Genomic DNA, 16,673 nt, shown 5'->3' with positions numbered 1-16,673 from the left:
AGCGGTGATCGACCGGGAACCGATTCCGTGATCAAACCGGTGTGCGCGCCGCCACCCGGTGAGCGGCACCTTCCCGGTGGCGCCCCGCCGAAGGGGGCGCGGCGGGGCTGCCGGCGTTCTCCGTGGAGTGGTCGGGCGCGGGGATCCCGGCCGGCCGCGGGCGGTGTCATGGGAGCACGTGCTGCGGATGAAACCTGGGAGAGCCGAACCGCACCTGGTGCTCGACTCGGCGACCGAGCCGCCGGACGTCGGCCTGCGCCGCGTGCCGGAGCCGTGCGGGCGGTAGGGCACGCACGCGGAAGTCCGGCGGGGCCCGATTGACTACGCTCGGTGAGGTGACGTCGACGGTGCGGGAGGGTGCTACTCGTGGAGCCGGACATCACCGACCGGCGGTGGCAGGACGTCCGTGACGCCCTCGCCGGCGCCGCGACGCGGTTCAGCCGGCTGCTGCTGGACTGCCGGACGCCGGACCGGCGCACGATCGGCGACTGGTCGGCGGCCGACACGGCGGCGCACGTCGCGATCGTCGGCCGCCTCAACGCCGGGCTCATCGCGGGCGACCTGGCCCCGCTCGACGAACCCGACCTGGACCGGGGGTGGCAGGAGGCGAACCTGGGCGGGTTCGCGCGGCTCAACGCGTTGTCCCTGGCGGCCTTCCCCGAGCGGTCGCCGGAGGTCGTGGCCAACACCCTGCTCGAAGAGGTGGACCTGCTGCTCGCCCGCGCCCGGGACGTCGACCCGCGCGAGCCGCGGCCGTGGCTGGGCGGCGCGCGGCTGCCCGCGGCCGCGCACGTGGCGCACCAGCTCAACGAGATCCTGATCCACGGGCTGGACATCGCGCGGGCGCTGGACGTGCCGTGGGACATCGCCGCGCACGAGGCCGCGCTGGCCTTCGACCTGTTCCTCATGCCGATGCTGGGCGGGCAGTCGGGCCGGCTGCTGGCGGGCGCGGGCGGCGGCGACCGCGTCACCCTCGAATTCCGCTCCCGGCACACCACCCCGGTCGTGCTGACCAGCGGGCACGGGCGGTTGCGGGTCGAGCCGCCCGACGGCCGGCGGCTCGACGCGCGGATCCTGTTCGACCCGACCGCGATGATGCTCACCGTCTTCCGCCGGATCAGCCTCACGCGGGCCATCGCGACGGGGAAGGTGCGCCCGCTGGGCCTGCGCCCGTGGGCCGCGGTCCGCTACCTGCGGGGCATGCGTTCGCCGTGACGGCGATTAGGGTGCACGTGACGTCGGGGGTGACACGTGGATCGACCGGTGGTGGTGCCGGCCCGCTGGCCGGAGGACGCCGTGGTGCGGACGGCGCGGTTGCGGGTGGAACCCGTGCGGGTGGAGCACGCCGAGGAGATGGCCTCGGTGCTGGGCGACCCGGCGTTGTACGCGGTCATCGGCGGCGCCCCGCCCACGGCCGCCGACCTCGTGGCCCGGTACGGGCGGTGGGAGCGGCCGCACTCCGAGGACGGGCGTGAGGGCTGGCTGAACTGGGTCGTGCGGCGGGACGCGGACGGCGCGGCGGTCGGCTCCGTGCAGGCGACCACGACGGAGTGCGCGGGCGGGTTCGCGGCGGAGGTGGCCTGGGTGGTCGGGGTGCCGTTCCAGGGGCTCGGGTACGCCACCGAGGCCGCGGCGGCGGTGATCGGGTGGCTGGTGGAGCGCGGCGCGCGGGACGTGCACGCCCACATCGCGCCCGAGCACCTGGCCAGCGAGGCGGTGGCGCGGCGGATCGGCATGCGGGCCACCGGCGAGTTCCGCGACGACGGCGAGCAGCGGTGGCGCTTCCGCCGGCCCGCCTTCCCGCGCGGCTGACCGGCATCCGCTGGGAGACGACCGGCATCGGCCGAGGGTGACCCGCGACCACGGCACCGCCCTGCCGGACCACCCGGTCTCGAGTTGACCTCGCGGCACGCACGGGTTATCCACGGTTGTGAGCGATGAGCAGATCGGCCCGCCTCCCCACCCCGAACGCGTGACCGCGCCGGCCCCGGCCGACCCGCACCCCGCGCCCGTCCGGACCCGCGACCCGCGGACCGGCCTGACGTTGCTCGCCGTCTTCCTCGCCACCCAGGTCACCATGCTCGCCGTGTCGGTCCTGGTGCTGCTGTCCCACGACGCGACGGGCGGCGGGCTGGAGGACGGCCGGCTGCTGGCGCTGCTGGTCGTGCCCACGTCGTCGGCCGCGCTGGTGGGAGTGCTCGGCACCGCCTGGCTGGGCGGTGGTCCGCGCGCCCGGCGGGCGACGCGCGAGCTGGCGGTCCGCTGGGACCTCAAGGACCTCGCGATCGGCCTCGGGTTCGGCCTGGGCGGGTTGGCGCTGACGCTGCCGGCGGCGGCGTTGTGGGCGGCCTGGGTCGGCGCGGACGACGCCTCGTCGGCGGTGGGCGACGCGTTCGCCGGGCGCGAGCTGGCGCCGGCGGCGGCCGTGGTCGCGTTCCTCGTCGTGTGGCTGGTCGCGCCCCTCGCCGAGGAGGTGGTGTTCCGGGGCGTGCTGTGGCGCGCGGTGGAGCGCCTGGGCTGGAACCGCTGGGTCGTGTTCGCGGTGACCAGCCTGGTGTTCTCGGTCGCCCACCTGGAACTGCTGCGCACACCGCTGCTGCTGGTGCTGTCGATCCCGATCGGCCTGGCCCGGATGTTCACCGGCAACCTCCTCGCGAGCGTCGTGGCGCACCAGACCAACAACCTCCTGCCCGCCATCGGCCTCCTCCTGGTCACCACGGGCACGGTGGGGTGACGAACCGCCCCCGTTAACCCGTTCAGGGGACACCGCGACACGAGCGCATGATCCTCCGCGATACCCGGAGTACACGCCGAAACTCCGCGCGGAGGTCCAGGTGCAGACGTCGGGCAGCACCGCCGAACCCCGGAACCGGGCCGAGCCGCGCGCCGCGTGGCGCAGCCGCCGGCTGGCCCCGGGGTACGCGCTGGTGATCGCGTTCCTGGTGGCGACGCTGATCGGGTGGCTGCTGCCCGCGCCGGCGCCACCTCCGGACCCGCCTCCGGTCACCCCGCGTCCGCTCGACCTCCGGTTGGTGACCGCCGATCAGTCCCCGGCCACCGAACTGGCACGCGTCCCCGTCACAGTGCTGGGCGGCGACGGGTCCCCCCTGGCGGTGGACGCCGGGGCCCGCATCCACATCACCTCGTCGGGCGAGCCGATCACCGTCTGCGTGAAGCTCCCGAAGGGGTGGTCGGCCCCCGACCCGGCGAAGCAGTTCGCCGACTTCGCCTGCTGGCCGCCGCTCGACGACGAGCAGCAGGCGGACCTCGTCGTCGCCCGGACGGAGACCGGCAGGTGACCGCGCGGGGCGGGGCCGTGACGGTCGGGTGCGCCGTGGCGGGCGCGGTGATCGGCGTGCTGCCCTGGGGAGCGGACCTGTGGCGCTCGGCCCTCGTCGTGGCGACCGGCGCGGTCTTCGGGACCGTCCTCGCGCTCGGGGTGCTGACCACCGGTCGACGGCCGCGACTCCCAGCGGTCCCGTCACCGCAACCGACACCGCCCCCGTCACCGCACCGGACGCCGCGACCGACGCCGGAGCCCGTGCCGACCCCGGCGGCCGTCGGACCGCGGCCCGCGGCCGACCGGACCTGGTGGACCGAGGCACGCCCGACCGCCCCGCCCACCGTCCACACCGGACGAGCGGACGACGGCTACGAGGTGGACCGCGCGGTCGTGGCGCAGTGCCCGCGCTGCGGCGACTTCCGCCTCGACGTGGCGCAGCACGGCGACGGCTACGCCTTCCACTGCCGCAACCCGAACTGCGGCCACCGGTGGGAGTGGCGGCCGGACGCGCCGTGGCCGACGACGGTCGTCCGCCGCAACCTGACCCGATGACGTGACGGCCGAGCAGGAGGGGGTGCGTTGTGGAGCAGTACCGGCAGTCCGTGTCGCGGTCCACGCCGGGGTGCGTGGTGATCCTGTTGGACCGCTCGGACTCGATGAAGCTCGCCTGGGGCCGCACGGGGGCGTCGCTCGCCGACGGCGCGGCGCTGGCGGTGAACAACATCCTGCTGGACATGTGCATCAAGGCGACCGCCGAGGTGAACGCCCCGGTGCGGCACTACTTCGACGTCGGGATCTTCAGCTACGGCGCGCGTCTCGGCGAACCCGGCGAGGGCGTCGAGTCCGCGTTCGGCGGCGTGCTGGCGGGGCGCGGGCTGGTGCCGCTGCCGGAGTTGGCCGAGCACCCCGTGGCGGTGCGCGAGGAACCGTCGATCGACCTGATGCCGGTGAACGCCCGGATGCCGGTGTGGGTGGACCCGGTGCACGGCTACCGCACGCCCATGTGCCAGGCCATCGCCGTGGCGGGCGGGCACGTGTTCGACTGGGCCGCCGCGCACCCGGACTCGTTCCCGCCGATCGTCATCAACATCACCGACGGCATGGTGACCGACAGCCCGTACGAGGGCGCGTCGTTGCAGGAGTGGGTGCGGCGGCTGACGTCGATCGAGACCAACGACGGCGCGACGTTGTTCTTCAACGTCTTCCTCTCCCCCGCCGAGGTCGCCGAGATCGTGTTCCCGTCCGGCGCGGACGGCCTGCCGCCGCCCGGCCCGGAGCTGTTCGCGCTGAGCAGCCCGCTGCCGGGGCCGATGGTGGCCAACGCCCGGGTCGACGGCTACGACGTCCGGCCGGGGGCGCGCGGCCTGGCGTTCAACGTGGGCCGCTCGACCCTCCTGCGGGTGCTCCAGATCGGGACCAGGGTCCCGGACCGCACGCGATAGGGGGTCGTCGTGATCCACACCCGGCAGGTCGTGTTCTTCGCGCCCAAGCACGGCAACGCCGAGGCCGAGTGGGAGGACGGCGCGGCCGCCGCGCCCGCGGACGACGCCGGGCGCGGGCCCCGGTTCGCCGTCGCGGACGGCGCCACGCAGGGCTTCGGCTCGGCGCGCTGGGCGCAGCAGTTGGTCGCGGGCTTCGTCGGCGACCAGGGCCCGGCTCCCGACCTCACCCCGACCGCGCTGCACCGGTGGGTGTCGGAGGCGCAGCGCCGGTGGCGGGACGACCCGCGCCTGGCGGGCGCGACGGACCTGCAACGGCTCAAGCAGGCCACGGTCGGCTCGTTCGCCACGTTCCTCGGCTGCGAACTGCTCGACCTCGCCGGGCCGCGTCCGCGCTGGTCGGCGGTCGCGCTGGGCGACGCCGTGCTGTTCCACGTCCGCGGGGGTCGGGTCGTCACCCAGTTCCCGCCCCTGTCGCCCGAGGAGTTCGGGTCCAACCCGGACGGCCTGCCCACCGGGTCCGACGGGTTGGCGGACGTGATCGGCCGGGCGTCGTTCGCGGAGGGCGACCTCCTGGACGGCGACTCGCTCTACCTCGCCACGGACGCGTTCGCCCAGTGGGCCGCCGCGGCCGACGGGCCGGGCTCGTGGGCCGCGTTGGCGGCGCTGGACCACCCGGACGCGTTCCGCGCGCTCGTGACCCGCGCGCGGGCGGCGCGGGAGATGGTCAACGACGACGTCACCCTCATGCGGGTCCGGCTCGACCGGGCGCCGGCGACGCACCTGGTGGTGTGCCTGTGACCCGCTACCCCACGCCCGAGGAGTACGTGAAGGCGGTGCAGCGCCCGGACTGCTTCGTCGCGGCGGAGCTGCGCGGGCTGGAGCTGGTGGTCCACCCCCGGTACGGGGTGCCCATGCCTGCGGCGGGGACGAGCGCCGTGGTGTTCAAGGCGGTGGCGGACGGGCAGGCGCAGGCGTTGCGGTTCTTCACCCGCGAGGACGTGTCCAGCGGCGAGCGTTACGGCGCGCTGCACGAGTTCTTCACGGCGAGCGGGCTGGCGGACGCGGTCGCCCTGCCGCGGTGGGTGGACGGCGGAATCCGGGTCAACGGCCGCGAGTGGCCCGTGGTGCGGATGCAGTGGGTCGAGGGCCACACGCTCAACCGGCACGTGGAGGCGTTGGTGGCGCGCGGGGACACCGCGTCGCTGGCCGCGTTGGCGGTGTCGTGGCGGGACCTCGTGACGCGGCTCCAGCGGGCCGGGTTCGCGCACGGCGACCTCCAGCACGGCAACGTCCTGGTGGACGGGGGCGGCGGGCTGCGGCTGGTGGACTTCGACTGCTCGTGGATCCCCCGGTTCGCCGGCACGCCGCCGCCCGGCGAGACGGGGCACCGCAACTACCAGCCGGCCCACCGGCCGTGGGGTCGGTGGATGGACACGTTCCCCGGGCTGGTGATCTACCTGTCGCTGCTGGCGCTGGCGCGCGACCCGAGCGGCTGGTCCGCCTTCCACACCGGCGAGAACCTGCTGTTGGACCAGGAGGACTACCGGCCGCCGTTCGCCACGCCCGTCTGGGCGCACCTGGCCGCGTTGCGCGACCCGCTGGTGGACGACGTGGCCCGCCGGCTCCAGTGGTGCTGCGCGCCGGGGTGGGTCGCCGGCACCGGGATGGCGGAGCTGCTCGCGCCGCGCGTCACGCCGTGGTGGGAACGCACGCCCGCGCCTGCCGCGCCCGCGCCCGTGCCCGTCCCGCGGCCGCCGGTCGCCACGCCCGCCGTCCCCGTCCGGCCGCGCCAAGGCGACTGGTGGGCGGCGGTGGAGCCGCAGCCGGCGGGACGGCGGGTGAGCGTGCTCGTGGTCGCCCTGCTCGTCGGCGTGCTCGCCTGCGTCGGCCTGCTGTTCGCCCCGGGGTCGGACCCGGACGGCGCGGTGGGCGGGGGCGTGATGGCGGCGCTGCTCGCGTGGGCGATCGGCGCCGCCGTGCGGCGGGCGCGGTCGGGCTAGGACGCGTGCGGCACGACCAGGTAGACGACCACGCCGAGCAGGCCGACCGACGCGATGACCAGGGCCGCGCGGGCTCGCGGCACCTGCCGCCTCACCGCCAGCACGCCCAGGACCAGTCCGGTGAGGACGGACAACGCGACCGTGGCGGCGATGGGGTGCCTGCCCGTGCCCGTGAGCATCAGGAACGGGATGCCCGGCGCGCCGAGGACCGCACTGACGAACGCCAACGGGGAACCGGCGTCGGCCACGGCCGCCTCGGAGCCCGCACCGCCCTCCTCCGCCGAGCCCGCCACCGCACCGGGACCGGGCGCCGGGGTCGGGGTCGATGCGGTGGGCCAGGGCGATGTCGGGGCGGAGGCGGCTTCCGGAGCCGGTGTGGGCGCGGCGGGTGGTGCGGAGGCGGGCGGTTCCGGCGGTCGGGGCTTGTCCCCCTGCCACCAGGGCGTGGTGGACGGCGCTTCCTTCGTCACCGGAGCGGCGCGCTGCGCCTCCACCGCGCCCCGCAGCCACGCCGGCGCACCGCCCGTTCCGGCGGTCCCGGCCGACTCGCCGGCCTCGACGGGTTCGATGCTTTCGGGCGGTTCGCCCGCATCCTGCTCGACTCCCTCGGCTCTCTCCGCCGCGTCGTCCTCCGGATCTTTCGGCGGGCCGATCACCACGGGGTTCCTCCGCCAGTGGTCGGCCGCCGACAGCCAGGTGACCCCCTCGGGCAGCCCTTCCGCCGGCTCCACGTTCGCCAGGATCTCGTCGATCTCCCGCGAGTTCAGGTTGGTGATCTCGCCGCGCTCGCGGAACTCCCGCAACAGCTTCAGGATGTCGGCACGGGCGATCTCGTCCCGCTCCGTCCTCAGGTGCCGCCGCAGCTGCCCGATGATGATCTCCTGCCGCTCCGGCGCGATCGGCTGCGGTCCCAGCAGCTCGGCGATCCGGTAGAGGTACTCGAACGGCACCTTCGGCGGCGTGGGCAGCGGGTTCGGCAGCACGCGCGGGCGGGCGGTCAGCTCGGTCAGCGCGCCCGCCAACGCCACGATCGCGTCCGCGTCACGCTCCCGGTAGTCCACGAGCTGCCGTTCCATGATCGGGATCCGCAGGTTGTCCAGCGGCCCCACCTGCACCGGCAGCACGGGCAGGTCGAGCTGCTGCGCGTAGTCGAACTCCGCGTGGCAGGGCACCGACTTCCACGACGCCTGCGACAGCGCGAACACGAACACCCGCGCGGCCTGGATGGTGCGGATGATCTCGCGCCACCACAGCTCGCCGCCGTGGATCTCGTGGTCCAGCCAGACCTGGTGCCCCATCCGGTCGAGGTCGTCCCGGAGGGCGCGCACCGCGGGCTCGTCGGCCCTGGTGTAGCTGACGAAGATGGTCATGGTCACGCCCTCCGGTCCGGGCAGCACGCATCACGGGCACTCATCTGGTTGGTCGCCCCGACGCGCCCTTTCGTTGCGCCGGATCGCGGAGTGCCCTCGTCGGCCGGCCCGGTCCGGCCCCACGGCGCGACACCGGCCCGACGACCACCCACGCGGTGGGGACGCCGACCGGCTCCTCGAACGGGCAGGTCTTCCCCGTACCGGGGCGGTCGAGGTGACACCTGGTGACCACCGATCCCGGGAAACGGGACGATCGTTCGCCTTCACCTGCCGTGGGTCTGATCGGGCGACGTCGGGCGGTTCGGGCGCGGTACGCGGTTACGCTGCCCTCCCGGTGGTCGCCGCGGCGCGCGCCGGTGCGCCGGTGGTCCGGCCGGCGGGCGTCCGACGATCGGAGGAGCCGTGGCGGATCGGGAAGGGCGGGCCGTGGCGGACGCCATCCGCGCCGGGTTTCGCGGTGAGCTGCTCCTGCCGGGCGATGCCGGGTACGACGGGGCGCGCGTGGTGTGGAACGCCGTGGCCGACCGCCGTCCGGCGGTGATCGCCCGCTGTCGCGGGGTGGCCGACGTCCGGCACGCGCTGGCGGTGGCGCGGGAGTTCGACGTCGAGGTGGCGGTGCGCGGCGGGGGACACGACGTGGCCGGCAACGGCGTGTGCGAGGGCGGCGTCGTGCTCGACCTGTCGCCGATGAAGGGCGTCCGGGTCGATCCGGTGCGGCGAGTCGCCCGTGCCCAGGCCGGGCTCACGTGGGCCGAGTTCGACCGGGAGACGCAGGCGTTCGGCCTGGCCACGACCGGCGGGCAGTGCTCCGGCACGGGCGTCGCCGGCGTCACCCTCGGCGGCGGCATGGGCTGGCTGATGCGCAAGCACGGCCTCACCGTCGACAACCTGCTCTCCGTCGACGTCGTGACCCCGGACGGGCAACTGCTCACCGCGAGCGAGCACGACAACAGCGAGCTGTTCTGGGGGCTGCGCGGCGGGGGCGGCAACTTCGGCATCGTCACCGAGTTCGAGTTCCGCCTGCACCCGGTCCGCGAGGTCACGGCCGGGCTGCTGGTGTACCCGGGCGACCGGCTGGCCGACGTCCTGGCCCTCTACCGCGACTACGCCGCCGTCGAACCCGACTCGGTCACCTCCACGGTCATCGCCCTGACCGCGCCACCGATGCCGGGACTGCCCGAATCCCTGCACGGCAGACCGGCGGTCGCCATCGGCGTGTGCCACAGCGGCCCGCCCGAGGACGCCGACGAAGCGCTGCGCCCCCTGCGCCGATTCGGCCCGCCGGCGGCCGACCTCGTCGCTCCCATGCCCTACACGACGCTGCAGAGCATGTTCGACGGCATGCCCGCGGGCGATTACGGCTACCGCCAGAGCATCCGCGCCGGTTACCTCGCCGAGCTCGGCGACGACGCCATCGCCGCCCTGGTCCACCAAGCCGACAGGGTCGTGTCACCCCTGTGCATCGTCGAACTGCTGCACCTCGAAGGCGCCGTCGCCCACGTCCCGGAGGACGGCACCGCGTTCCCCGGCCGCGACGCCCGGTTCTTCTGCATGTTCCAGTCCACCTGGAGCGACCCCGGCGACACCGCCGCCCACACCGCGTGGACGCGGGAGGCGTGGAACGCCTTCGCCCCGTTCACCGACCGCCGCACCCACCCCGGCTTCCTCGACGCCGACGAACCGGCACAACGCGTCGCCGACGCCTACGGGCCGGGCAAAACCGCACGCCTGAGCGCGCTCAAACGCCACTACGACCCGACCAACTTCCTGCACCTCAACAAGAACATCCACCCGTGACCGCGTCGTCCACCGTCTCGACGGGCCGGTCGAAGGCGTGAACCCCCTTGCGGGACGGGTTCTCGTGGAACCGGGTGATCGTTCCACGAGAACCCGTCACCGAGTGGTCGGGACGTCGTGCGGGCGGAGCGACGAAGGCGTCGGGAGCGGCCGGCGCGGTGGGCCCGCTCAGTCCTTCCAGGGCATCTCGTCGCGCATGCCCTCGTGGATAGCGAACGCGTTCTTCACCGCCGCCTTGAGCGCGCCCTCCACCCACCGCCGGTGCCGGCGGTCGCAGGCGTCGTTGGCGAACCACACCCGGTTCACCGGCCGGATCACGTCCTCGTAGAACGTCTCGCTCATCTCGAACGCCCGGAACAGCGGGCCGATGCCGCAGGCGAACCAGTCGAGCGCCCAGTCCTTGTAGACGCCGAACTCGAACGTGTCCCGCGCCTCCGGGTGGATCTTGACCAGGTCCTCCAGCGCCTGCATGACGCTCTCCTCGCCGGCCAGCGGCGTGTACGGCATGCTGTCCTGCTCCCAGCAGTACGACGCGATCATCACGCCCTTGCGGAAGCGGGTGTCCTGGCCGGCGGGCGGGTAGACGATGTTGCGGATCGCCAGGTCGGTCACGGTGAGGCCGTGGGTGATGCCGTACCCGCTCTCCCACCACCGCTCGCTGAACTGCATGAACAGCTTGTGCGCACGGCCGTAGTAGGTGTTGCGGATGGCGTACCACTTGTCCGGGTCGAGGCCCTGGATCTCCATGTGCCGCAGGCTGGCGAACGGGACCGTCACGATGCACTCGTCGGCGGTGACGGTCTGCGTGCGCCGACCGGCGCGGTAGTGCACGCGCACCCCGCTGTCGTCCTGGTCGATGGCGTGCACCAGCGCGCCGAGGCGGATGTCGTCCATCAGCATCGGCTCGAACGCCCTGGGCAGCGAGTCCGCGCCGTCCACGATGTACACGAGGTGGCCGAACACGTCCTCGTAGAAGTGCGAGAACCACTCGACCAGCGAGAAGTGGTAGCGACCCTCCAGGTTGAACAGCGGGCCGAGCATCGAGAGCGCGCCGTCGCTCAGGCCGCGCTCCTTCAGGTAGCCCAGCAGGGTGTACCGGTCGTAGTCGGTGAGCAGCCGGTGCCACGCCTTGGCCTCGTCCTCGTGCTCCATGATGTCGATCAGCGGTTGCACGGTGCGGCGCAGCAGCTCGTGGGGCGCCTGGTCGGCCTCGGCGGAGGACAGGTCGAAGCTGAACTGGTCGGCGCTGAAGTCCTTGCGCCGCACGCCCTTGCCCTGGAGGTAGACGAACGTGTCCTCGTCGTACATCGGGAACGGTTTCGTGGCGAGCTTGAACTTCTCGTCGATCAGCCAGGAGACCATCGGGTGCTGCTGCGGGAACCGCATCGCGCCGAACTCGCCGTACATGTCGCCCGCGAAACCGCGGTGCGTGAGGATGCGCCCGCCCAGGCGGTTCTGCCCTTCGAGGATGACGACCTCGTGACCGGCTTCCTTCAACAGCATGGCCGCGGTCAACCCGGCCATTCCCGCGCCGACGACGACGATCTTCCGCCGCGGGGCCGAGCTGTCCGGAAGACCTTGTTTGAGCAGGTCGAGCGCGTCCAACGCCATGAGTCCACCTCACACCCGATCGGGGCCGCGGACGCGCCGCGGACGGTTTGACAGGAGAGGTGGCCATCCTCGAGATCAAACCGTACTCGGGGCGAAACCTACGGCCAACGCCCTGATGGGGTGAGTCGATTTCCGGCGGAAACGCCGGAAATCCCGCCCCAGAACGCAGAATTGCGGAGCCGGGCGAAGCGGTGTTGCCTCCGAACGGGGTGGCGCGTCCACCTGTCGGGTGGTTATCGCGGTGTGGTGAGCACGCGCTGGGCCAACAGCTGCCCCGGCCACGCGCCGACCGTGAACGGCTCGACGGGCTCGAACCCGTTGCGCCGGTAGTAGGCGACCAGCTCGCCGTCCGAGCCCGCGTAGCAGTCCACCCGCAGGAGGTCCACGCCGGCGCGGCGGGCCTCGTCACGGGCGTGGGCCAGCAGGGCGCTGCCCACGCCGAGCCCGGCGTGGGAGCGGGACGTGACGAGGAGGGTCACGTACACCTCGGGCTCGTCGGCCGGCATCACGTACTTCGGTGGCTTCGGGGCCAGCGTCATCGCCCCGGCGGGGACGCCGTCGACCTCGGCGATCCAGGCGGTGCCCTCGCGGATCTTCCCGGCGATGCCCTCCACGCGGCCGGGCTGGTCGGAGAACGGCTCGCTCCCCCACTGCCCGGTGCGGCCGGACTCGGTCAACCACGCCACCGCGCCGTCCAGCATCGCCATGACCGCGGGGAGGTCGGCCAGGTCGCCGCGTCTGATGTCCACGTCCACCGACGCACGGTAGCCCGCGCGCCCCGATCGGCGGAACGCGGTTCACGGCATCCTGCCCGCCCCCGCTCGTTCACTCCCACCTCGCCGGCCCGCTCTCGCAGCGCCGGTTCACCCCCGCAGCACCGGCCCACACCCGCAGCACCGGCCCACACCCGCAGCACCGGTTCCGCCCGCGAGGTGGTCGACGGACCGGTCGCTCAGCTGGTGCGCGGTTCGCGGGCCTGCCGGTGGCGTTCCAGGTTGGCGGTCGCGGCGGCGAGGTGCGGCCGGTACGCCGGGTCCGCGTCGGCCAGCCGCCGGTAGAGGTCCACCGCCTCCCGCGACCGGGCGACCGCGTGCGCGGACCTGCCGACCTCGTGGCAGCGCACGCCCAGGTCGTCCAGCGCCGCGGCCAGCGCGGGCAGCCGCGCCGGGTCGTCGGCGACCAGGTCCCGGTGGACGGCGACGGCCTCCTCGGCCGGGCCGAGGGCGTCCAGGCGCCGGCCGGCCGCGTCGTGCACGGCGGCCAGGTCGGTCAGCGCCCTGGCCAGGTCGGGCCGGCGGCCGGGGTCGTAAGTCGCCCGGAACCGCTGGAGCGCGACCTCCTCCGCGTGCGCGGCGACGACTTCGGCGGTCCGGGGCGGTTCGGCGAACGCGTCGTGCTGCTCCGGCATGCGGTCCTCCTGCCACGCAGGCCCTGGTCCGCGTGCACCGTAGCCGCCGCCGACCGCCTCCGGAGCCGTGCGGCGACACGGTCACCCACTTGCCACAGCCGCACCACAGTTCTAGAGTTCTAGAAGTGTCATTCCACGAGGTCGTGACGACCGGCTTGATGCGCGCACCCGACGCGGCCGGTCGGTTCGGGAGGTTCGGCGGGCGGTACCTGCCGGAGGCGCTGGTGCCCGCCGCACGGGCGGTCGAGGCCGCGTTCCGCGAGGCGTGGGCGGACGCCGCGTTCACCGCGGAGTTCCACCGGCTGCTCACCACCTACGCGGGCAGGCCCACGCCGTTGACGGACTGCGCGCGGTTGTCCGAGGCGCTGGGCGTGCGGGTGCTGCTGAAGCGGGAGGACCTGGCGCACACCGGGTCGCACAAGATCAACAACGTGCTCGGGCAGGCGTTGCTGGCGCGGCGCACGGGCAAGCGCAAGCTGATCGCGGAGACCGGCGCGGGCCAGCACGGGGTGGCGACCGCGACGGCCGCGGCCCTGCTGGGCCTGGACTGCACCGTCTACATGGGGCAGACCGACGTCCGGCGGCAGGAGCTGAACGTCTTCCGGATGCAGCTGCTCGGGGCCGAGGTCGTGCCGGTCGCCTCCGCGAGCGGCACGGGCACGTTGAAGGAGGCGACCAACGGCGCGCTGCGCGCGTGGGTCGCCGAGACCGGGCACGCGCACTACTGCGTCGGTTCCACCATGGGCCCGCACCCGTACCCGTGGATGGTGCGCGAGTTCCAGCGCGTCATCGGCGACGAGGCCCGCGCGCAGTGCGCCGAGCGGCTGGCGGCGGCCGTGCCGGACGTCGTCGTGGCCTGCGTGGGCGGCGGGTCGAACGCGGCGGGCACGTTCGCCGGGTTCGTGGACACCCCGGCGCGGCTGGTCGGCGTCGAGGCGGCCGGCGGCAGCGCGGTCGACAAGGGCAGGCCCGGCGTGCTGCACGGGTTCCGCTCGCACTTCCTGCAGGACGAGGACAGCCAGGTCCTCGAAGCGCACTCGATCTCCGCCGGGCTGGACTACCCGGGCGTCGGCCCGGAGCACGTGCACCTCGCCGAGACCGGCCGCGCGCACTACGCGAGCGTCACCGACGAGCAGGCGTTGCGCGCGTTGAGGCTGGTGACGAGGACCGAGGGCATCCTGCCCGCGCTGGAGTCGGCGCACGCGCTGGCGTGGGTGGTGGACGCCGCCGCGACCGGCGAGCTGGCGGTCGGCTCGACGGTGCTCGTCACGTTGTCCGGCCGCGGCGACAAGGACGTCCAGCAGATCAGGGAGCACCTGCGATGACCGACACCGTGGCAGACCACCTGCGGGCCGCCCGCGCCGACGGTCGGCGGCTGCTCGTGCCGTACGTGATGGCCGGCGTCGTGCCGGACTGGCTGGACCTGGTGCGGGGCGCGGCGGAGGCCGGGGCGGACGCGGTCGAGATCGGCCTGCCGTTCTCCGACCCGATGCTCGACGGCCCGACGGTGCAGCGGGCGGCGGCCCTCTCCGCCCGGCGCGGCGGGCGGCCGAGGGCGTTGCTGGACGACCTCGCCGACCTCGACCTCGACGTGCCGCTGGTCGTCATGACCTACGCCAACGTGGCGACGGCCGACGGGTTCCTCGACCACCTGGCGGCGGTGGGCGTGCGCGGGGTGATCGTGCCGGACCTGCCGCTGGAGGAGTCGGCGGAGCACCTGGCGCGGGCCGCGGAGCTGGGCATCGCCGGGGTGCTGCTGGCCGCGCCCGCCTGCGACGACGACCGGTGCCGCGAGATCGCGCGGGCGTCGTCCGGGTTCGTCTACTGCATGAGCTCGATGCGGATCACCGGCGAACGCGCCGACCTCGCCGCGACGGCGGGCGCGAACGCCCGGCGGCTCAAGGCCGTGACCGACCTGCCCGTGGTGACCGGCTTCGGCATCTCCACGGTCGAGCACGCGGTGCGGGCGTGCGCGGACGCCGACGGCGTGGTGATCGGCTCGGTCCTGATGCGGATGCTGGTCGACGGCGCGCCCGTCGCCGACGTCGTGGAGGAGGTGGCCGCGTTCCGCCGGGCGCTATCCTCCGTCGGGGGCTGAGAGTCGGGGGTTCGCACCGGTGGACGACGGGCGGCGCACGGGCCGCGGGCACGGGGCGCGCCTGCCCAAGTACCTCGCCATCTACCGGGCGCTGGCCGACCGGATCGCGGACGGGCGCTACCCGGCGGACGCGCCGCTGCCCGCGCAGCGCGAGCTGGGCGAGGAGTTCGACGTCTCGCTGATGACGGTGCGGCAGGCGATCGCGGCGCTGGAGGCCGACGGCCTGCTGGAGACGCGGCACGGCGTCGGCACGTTCGTGCGGCGGCCCGCGTTCGCCTACGGGCTGACGGGGTTGCGCAGCCTGGCGCAGGACCTGGTGGAGCAGGGCATCGAGCTGGAGACCGAGGTGCTCGACGCGCGGCTCGTCGTGCCGCCGGGCGACGTGGGCGCGCGGTTGGGCCTCGCCGGGGGAGGTCGGGTGCTGGCGGTCGAGAGGCTGCGCAGCACCCGACCTCCCGCCGGCGGGTCCGTCCCGTTGCTGTTGCAGACGTCCTACCTGCCCGAGGAGTTCGGCATCGGCGTGGACGCCCTGCGCCACGAGTCGCTGTACCGGCTCCTCGCGGAGTCGGGGCGACCGGTGCGGCAGGCGAGCGAGACCATCCAGGCGGTCGCGCTGACCGCCGGGCAGGCGCGGGTGCTGGGGCGCGAGCCCGGCTCGCCCGCCCTGCTGAGCAGCCGCCTCAGCCGGGGCGAGGACGGCACGCCGCTCGTGGACGACCGCGCGCTGCTCGTCGGCGACACCGTGATCACCGCGGAACGCGCGGTGACCGGGACGAACCTGGCCTACGGACACCGGTGACGGCGAGCGCCGCCCCCGCCAGGACGGCGCTGACCCACGGCGCGGCGCGGTAGTCCCCCACCGCACCGGAGGCCACGGCGACCGCCAGCGGCCCCAGGAACGCGCCCAGGTTCAGCGCGACCGTGGCGAACGCCCCGCCCAACGACGGCGCGTCGGACGCCACCCGCACGACCCGGCCGACCAGGGCCGAGCCCACGCCGAACGACAACGCGCCCTGCACCACCGCCAAGGCGAACAGCGGCGGCGCGTGCGAGCCGGTCAGGGCCAGCGCCGCCCACCCGACCGGCAGGGCGGCGAGGACCGCGGGCCGCAGCGCCGCGTCGCCGAGCCGGCCCGCCGCCGTGACGCCGAGGAACGCGCCCGCGCCGAAAGCCGCCAACAGCACGGGCACCGCACCGCCGGGCAACCCGGCGACGTCCACGGCGACGACCGCGAGGTAGGCGAAGGTGGCGAACGTGGCCCCGTTGACCAGGACCGCGAGCAGCAGCGCCCGCCGCAGCACCGGCGACCGCAACGCCCGCGCCTCCCGCCGGACCGCCACGTCGCGGCGGTCGGCCGCGTCGGCGGGCGCGGACCGGAACACCAGCGCCAACGCGGGCACGCACAGGGCGGCGACCGCCCAGAACACCCACCGCCACCCGGCCCGGTCGCCGAGCAGCGCGCCCGCCGGCACGCCCGCGACGCACGCCAGCGTGATGCCGGACAGCAGCACGGCGGTCGCCCTGCCCTGCCGCTCCGGGCGCACCAGGGCGATCGCGACGGACATCGCGACCGCGAGGAAACCCGCGTTGGCGACCGCGGCGACGATCCTGGTCGCGAACAGGACGGGGAAGCTCGTCGTGACCGCCCCGAGGGCGTGCACGAC

General features: G+C 74.5%; 17 protein-coding genes. 12 read left to right on the top strand and 5 right to left on the bottom strand.

Annotated features, from left to right (window positions below):
• The first annotated feature begins 357 nt into the window (after positions 1-357).
• From ACFXGA_RS21255 to ACFXGA_RS21220, 8 genes are all read left to right on the top strand, one after another.
• Positions 358-1,215: a maleylpyruvate isomerase N-terminal domain-containing protein gene (locus ACFXGA_RS21255; protein ID WP_378090421.1), complete on the top strand. Its 858-nt coding sequence runs from the start codon at positions 358-360 to the stop codon at positions 1,213-1,215.
• A 36-nt stretch (positions 1,216-1,251) separates the two neighbouring features.
• Positions 1,252-1,812: a GNAT family N-acetyltransferase gene (locus ACFXGA_RS21250; protein WP_378090419.1), complete on the top strand. Its 561-nt coding sequence runs from the start codon at positions 1,252-1,254 to the stop codon at positions 1,810-1,812.
• 160 nt (positions 1,813-1,972) lie between these two features.
• Positions 1,973-2,734, top strand: coding sequence for a CPBP family intramembrane glutamic endopeptidase (locus tag ACFXGA_RS21245; protein WP_378090417.1), 762 nt, complete (start codon positions 1,973-1,975; stop codon positions 2,732-2,734).
• Between the two features lie 100 nt (positions 2,735-2,834).
• Positions 2,835-3,299, top strand: coding sequence for a hypothetical protein (locus ACFXGA_RS21240; protein ID WP_378090415.1), 465 nt, complete (start codon positions 2,835-2,837; stop codon positions 3,297-3,299).
• Entirely contained in the window at positions 3,296-3,835 is a 540-nt protein-coding gene (locus tag ACFXGA_RS21235) for a hypothetical protein (RefSeq protein WP_378090413.1), read from the top strand. The genes ACFXGA_RS21240 and ACFXGA_RS21235 overlap by 4 nt, the downstream gene beginning before the upstream one ends.
• Before the next feature lie 29 nt (positions 3,836-3,864).
• Positions 3,865-4,725, top strand: coding sequence for a hypothetical protein (locus ACFXGA_RS21230; protein WP_378090411.1), 861 nt, complete (start codon positions 3,865-3,867; stop codon positions 4,723-4,725).
• Between the two features lie 9 nt (positions 4,726-4,734).
• On the top strand, positions 4,735-5,523 hold the full coding sequence (locus ACFXGA_RS21225; RefSeq protein ID WP_378090409.1) for a hypothetical protein: 789 nt from the start codon (positions 4,735-4,737) through the stop codon (positions 5,521-5,523).
• Complete coding sequence (locus tag ACFXGA_RS21220; RefSeq protein WP_378090407.1) at positions 5,520-6,725, top strand: hypothetical protein; 1,206 nt, start codon at positions 5,520-5,522, stop codon at positions 6,723-6,725. Before ACFXGA_RS21225 ends, ACFXGA_RS21220 begins: the two co-directional genes overlap by 4 nt.
• Here ACFXGA_RS21220 and ACFXGA_RS21215 read toward each other — a convergent pair.
• Positions 6,722-8,095, bottom strand: a complete 1,374-nt coding sequence (locus ACFXGA_RS21215; RefSeq protein WP_378090405.1) for a toll/interleukin-1 receptor domain-containing protein — start codon at positions 8,093-8,095, stop codon at positions 6,722-6,724. The genes ACFXGA_RS21220 and ACFXGA_RS21215 overlap by 4 nt on opposite strands.
• A 402-nt stretch (positions 8,096-8,497) precedes the next feature.
• Between ACFXGA_RS21215 and ACFXGA_RS21210 the strand changes: the two genes are divergently transcribed.
• Complete coding sequence (locus ACFXGA_RS21210) at positions 8,498-9,892, top strand: FAD-binding oxidoreductase (RefSeq protein ID WP_378090402.1); 1,395 nt, start codon at positions 8,498-8,500, stop codon at positions 9,890-9,892.
• 168 nt (positions 9,893-10,060) lie between these two features.
• Here ACFXGA_RS21210 and ACFXGA_RS21205 read toward each other — a convergent pair whose 3' ends face one another.
• The 3 genes from ACFXGA_RS21205 to ACFXGA_RS21195 form a co-directional block, all read right to left on the bottom strand.
• Complete coding sequence (locus ACFXGA_RS21205; RefSeq protein ID WP_378090400.1) at positions 10,061-11,503, bottom strand: flavin monoamine oxidase family protein; 1,443 nt, start codon at positions 11,501-11,503, stop codon at positions 10,061-10,063.
• 233 nt (positions 11,504-11,736) lie between these two features.
• Entirely contained in the window at positions 11,737-12,258 is a 522-nt protein-coding gene (locus ACFXGA_RS21200) for a GNAT family N-acetyltransferase (RefSeq protein ID WP_378090398.1), read from the bottom strand.
• Between the two features lie 197 nt (positions 12,259-12,455).
• Positions 12,456-12,911, bottom strand: a complete 456-nt coding sequence (locus tag ACFXGA_RS21195) for a hypothetical protein (protein WP_378090396.1) — start codon at positions 12,909-12,911, stop codon at positions 12,456-12,458.
• 158 nt (positions 12,912-13,069) lie between these two features.
• Here ACFXGA_RS21195 and trpB point away from each other — a divergent pair, with 158 nt between their 5' ends.
• Genes trpB through ACFXGA_RS21180 form a run of 3 tightly spaced genes read left to right on the top strand, consistent with a single transcriptional unit; the run spans position 13,070 to position 15,808 of the window.
• Positions 13,070-14,236, top strand: coding sequence for a tryptophan synthase subunit beta (trpB, locus tag ACFXGA_RS21190; protein WP_378090467.1), 1,167 nt, complete (start codon positions 13,070-13,072; stop codon positions 14,234-14,236).
• Entirely contained in the window at positions 14,233-15,009 is a 777-nt protein-coding gene (trpA, locus tag ACFXGA_RS21185; protein WP_378090394.1) for a tryptophan synthase subunit alpha, read from the top strand. The genes trpB and trpA overlap by 4 nt, the downstream gene beginning before the upstream one ends.
• Positions 15,010-15,028: 19 nt before the next feature.
• The gene (locus ACFXGA_RS21180) at positions 15,029-15,808 is read left to right on the top strand and encodes a GntR family transcriptional regulator (RefSeq protein WP_378090392.1); all 780 of its coding nucleotides are present in this window, start codon (positions 15,029-15,031) and stop codon (positions 15,806-15,808) included.
• Here ACFXGA_RS21180 and ACFXGA_RS21175 read toward each other — a convergent pair.
• A partial coding sequence (locus ACFXGA_RS21175; protein ID WP_378090390.1) for an MFS transporter occupies positions 15,756-16,673 on the bottom strand: 918 nt, incomplete at its 5' end. The genes ACFXGA_RS21180 and ACFXGA_RS21175 overlap by 53 nt on opposite strands.

The sequence above is a fragment of the Actinosynnema sp. NPDC059335 genome (assembly GCF_042752395.1).
Classification (GTDB): Bacteria; Actinomycetota; Actinomycetes; order Mycobacteriales; family Pseudonocardiaceae; genus Actinosynnema.
Note: the sequence above shows the minus strand (reverse complement) of the source record. Positions and strands in the feature narration are given on the sequence as shown.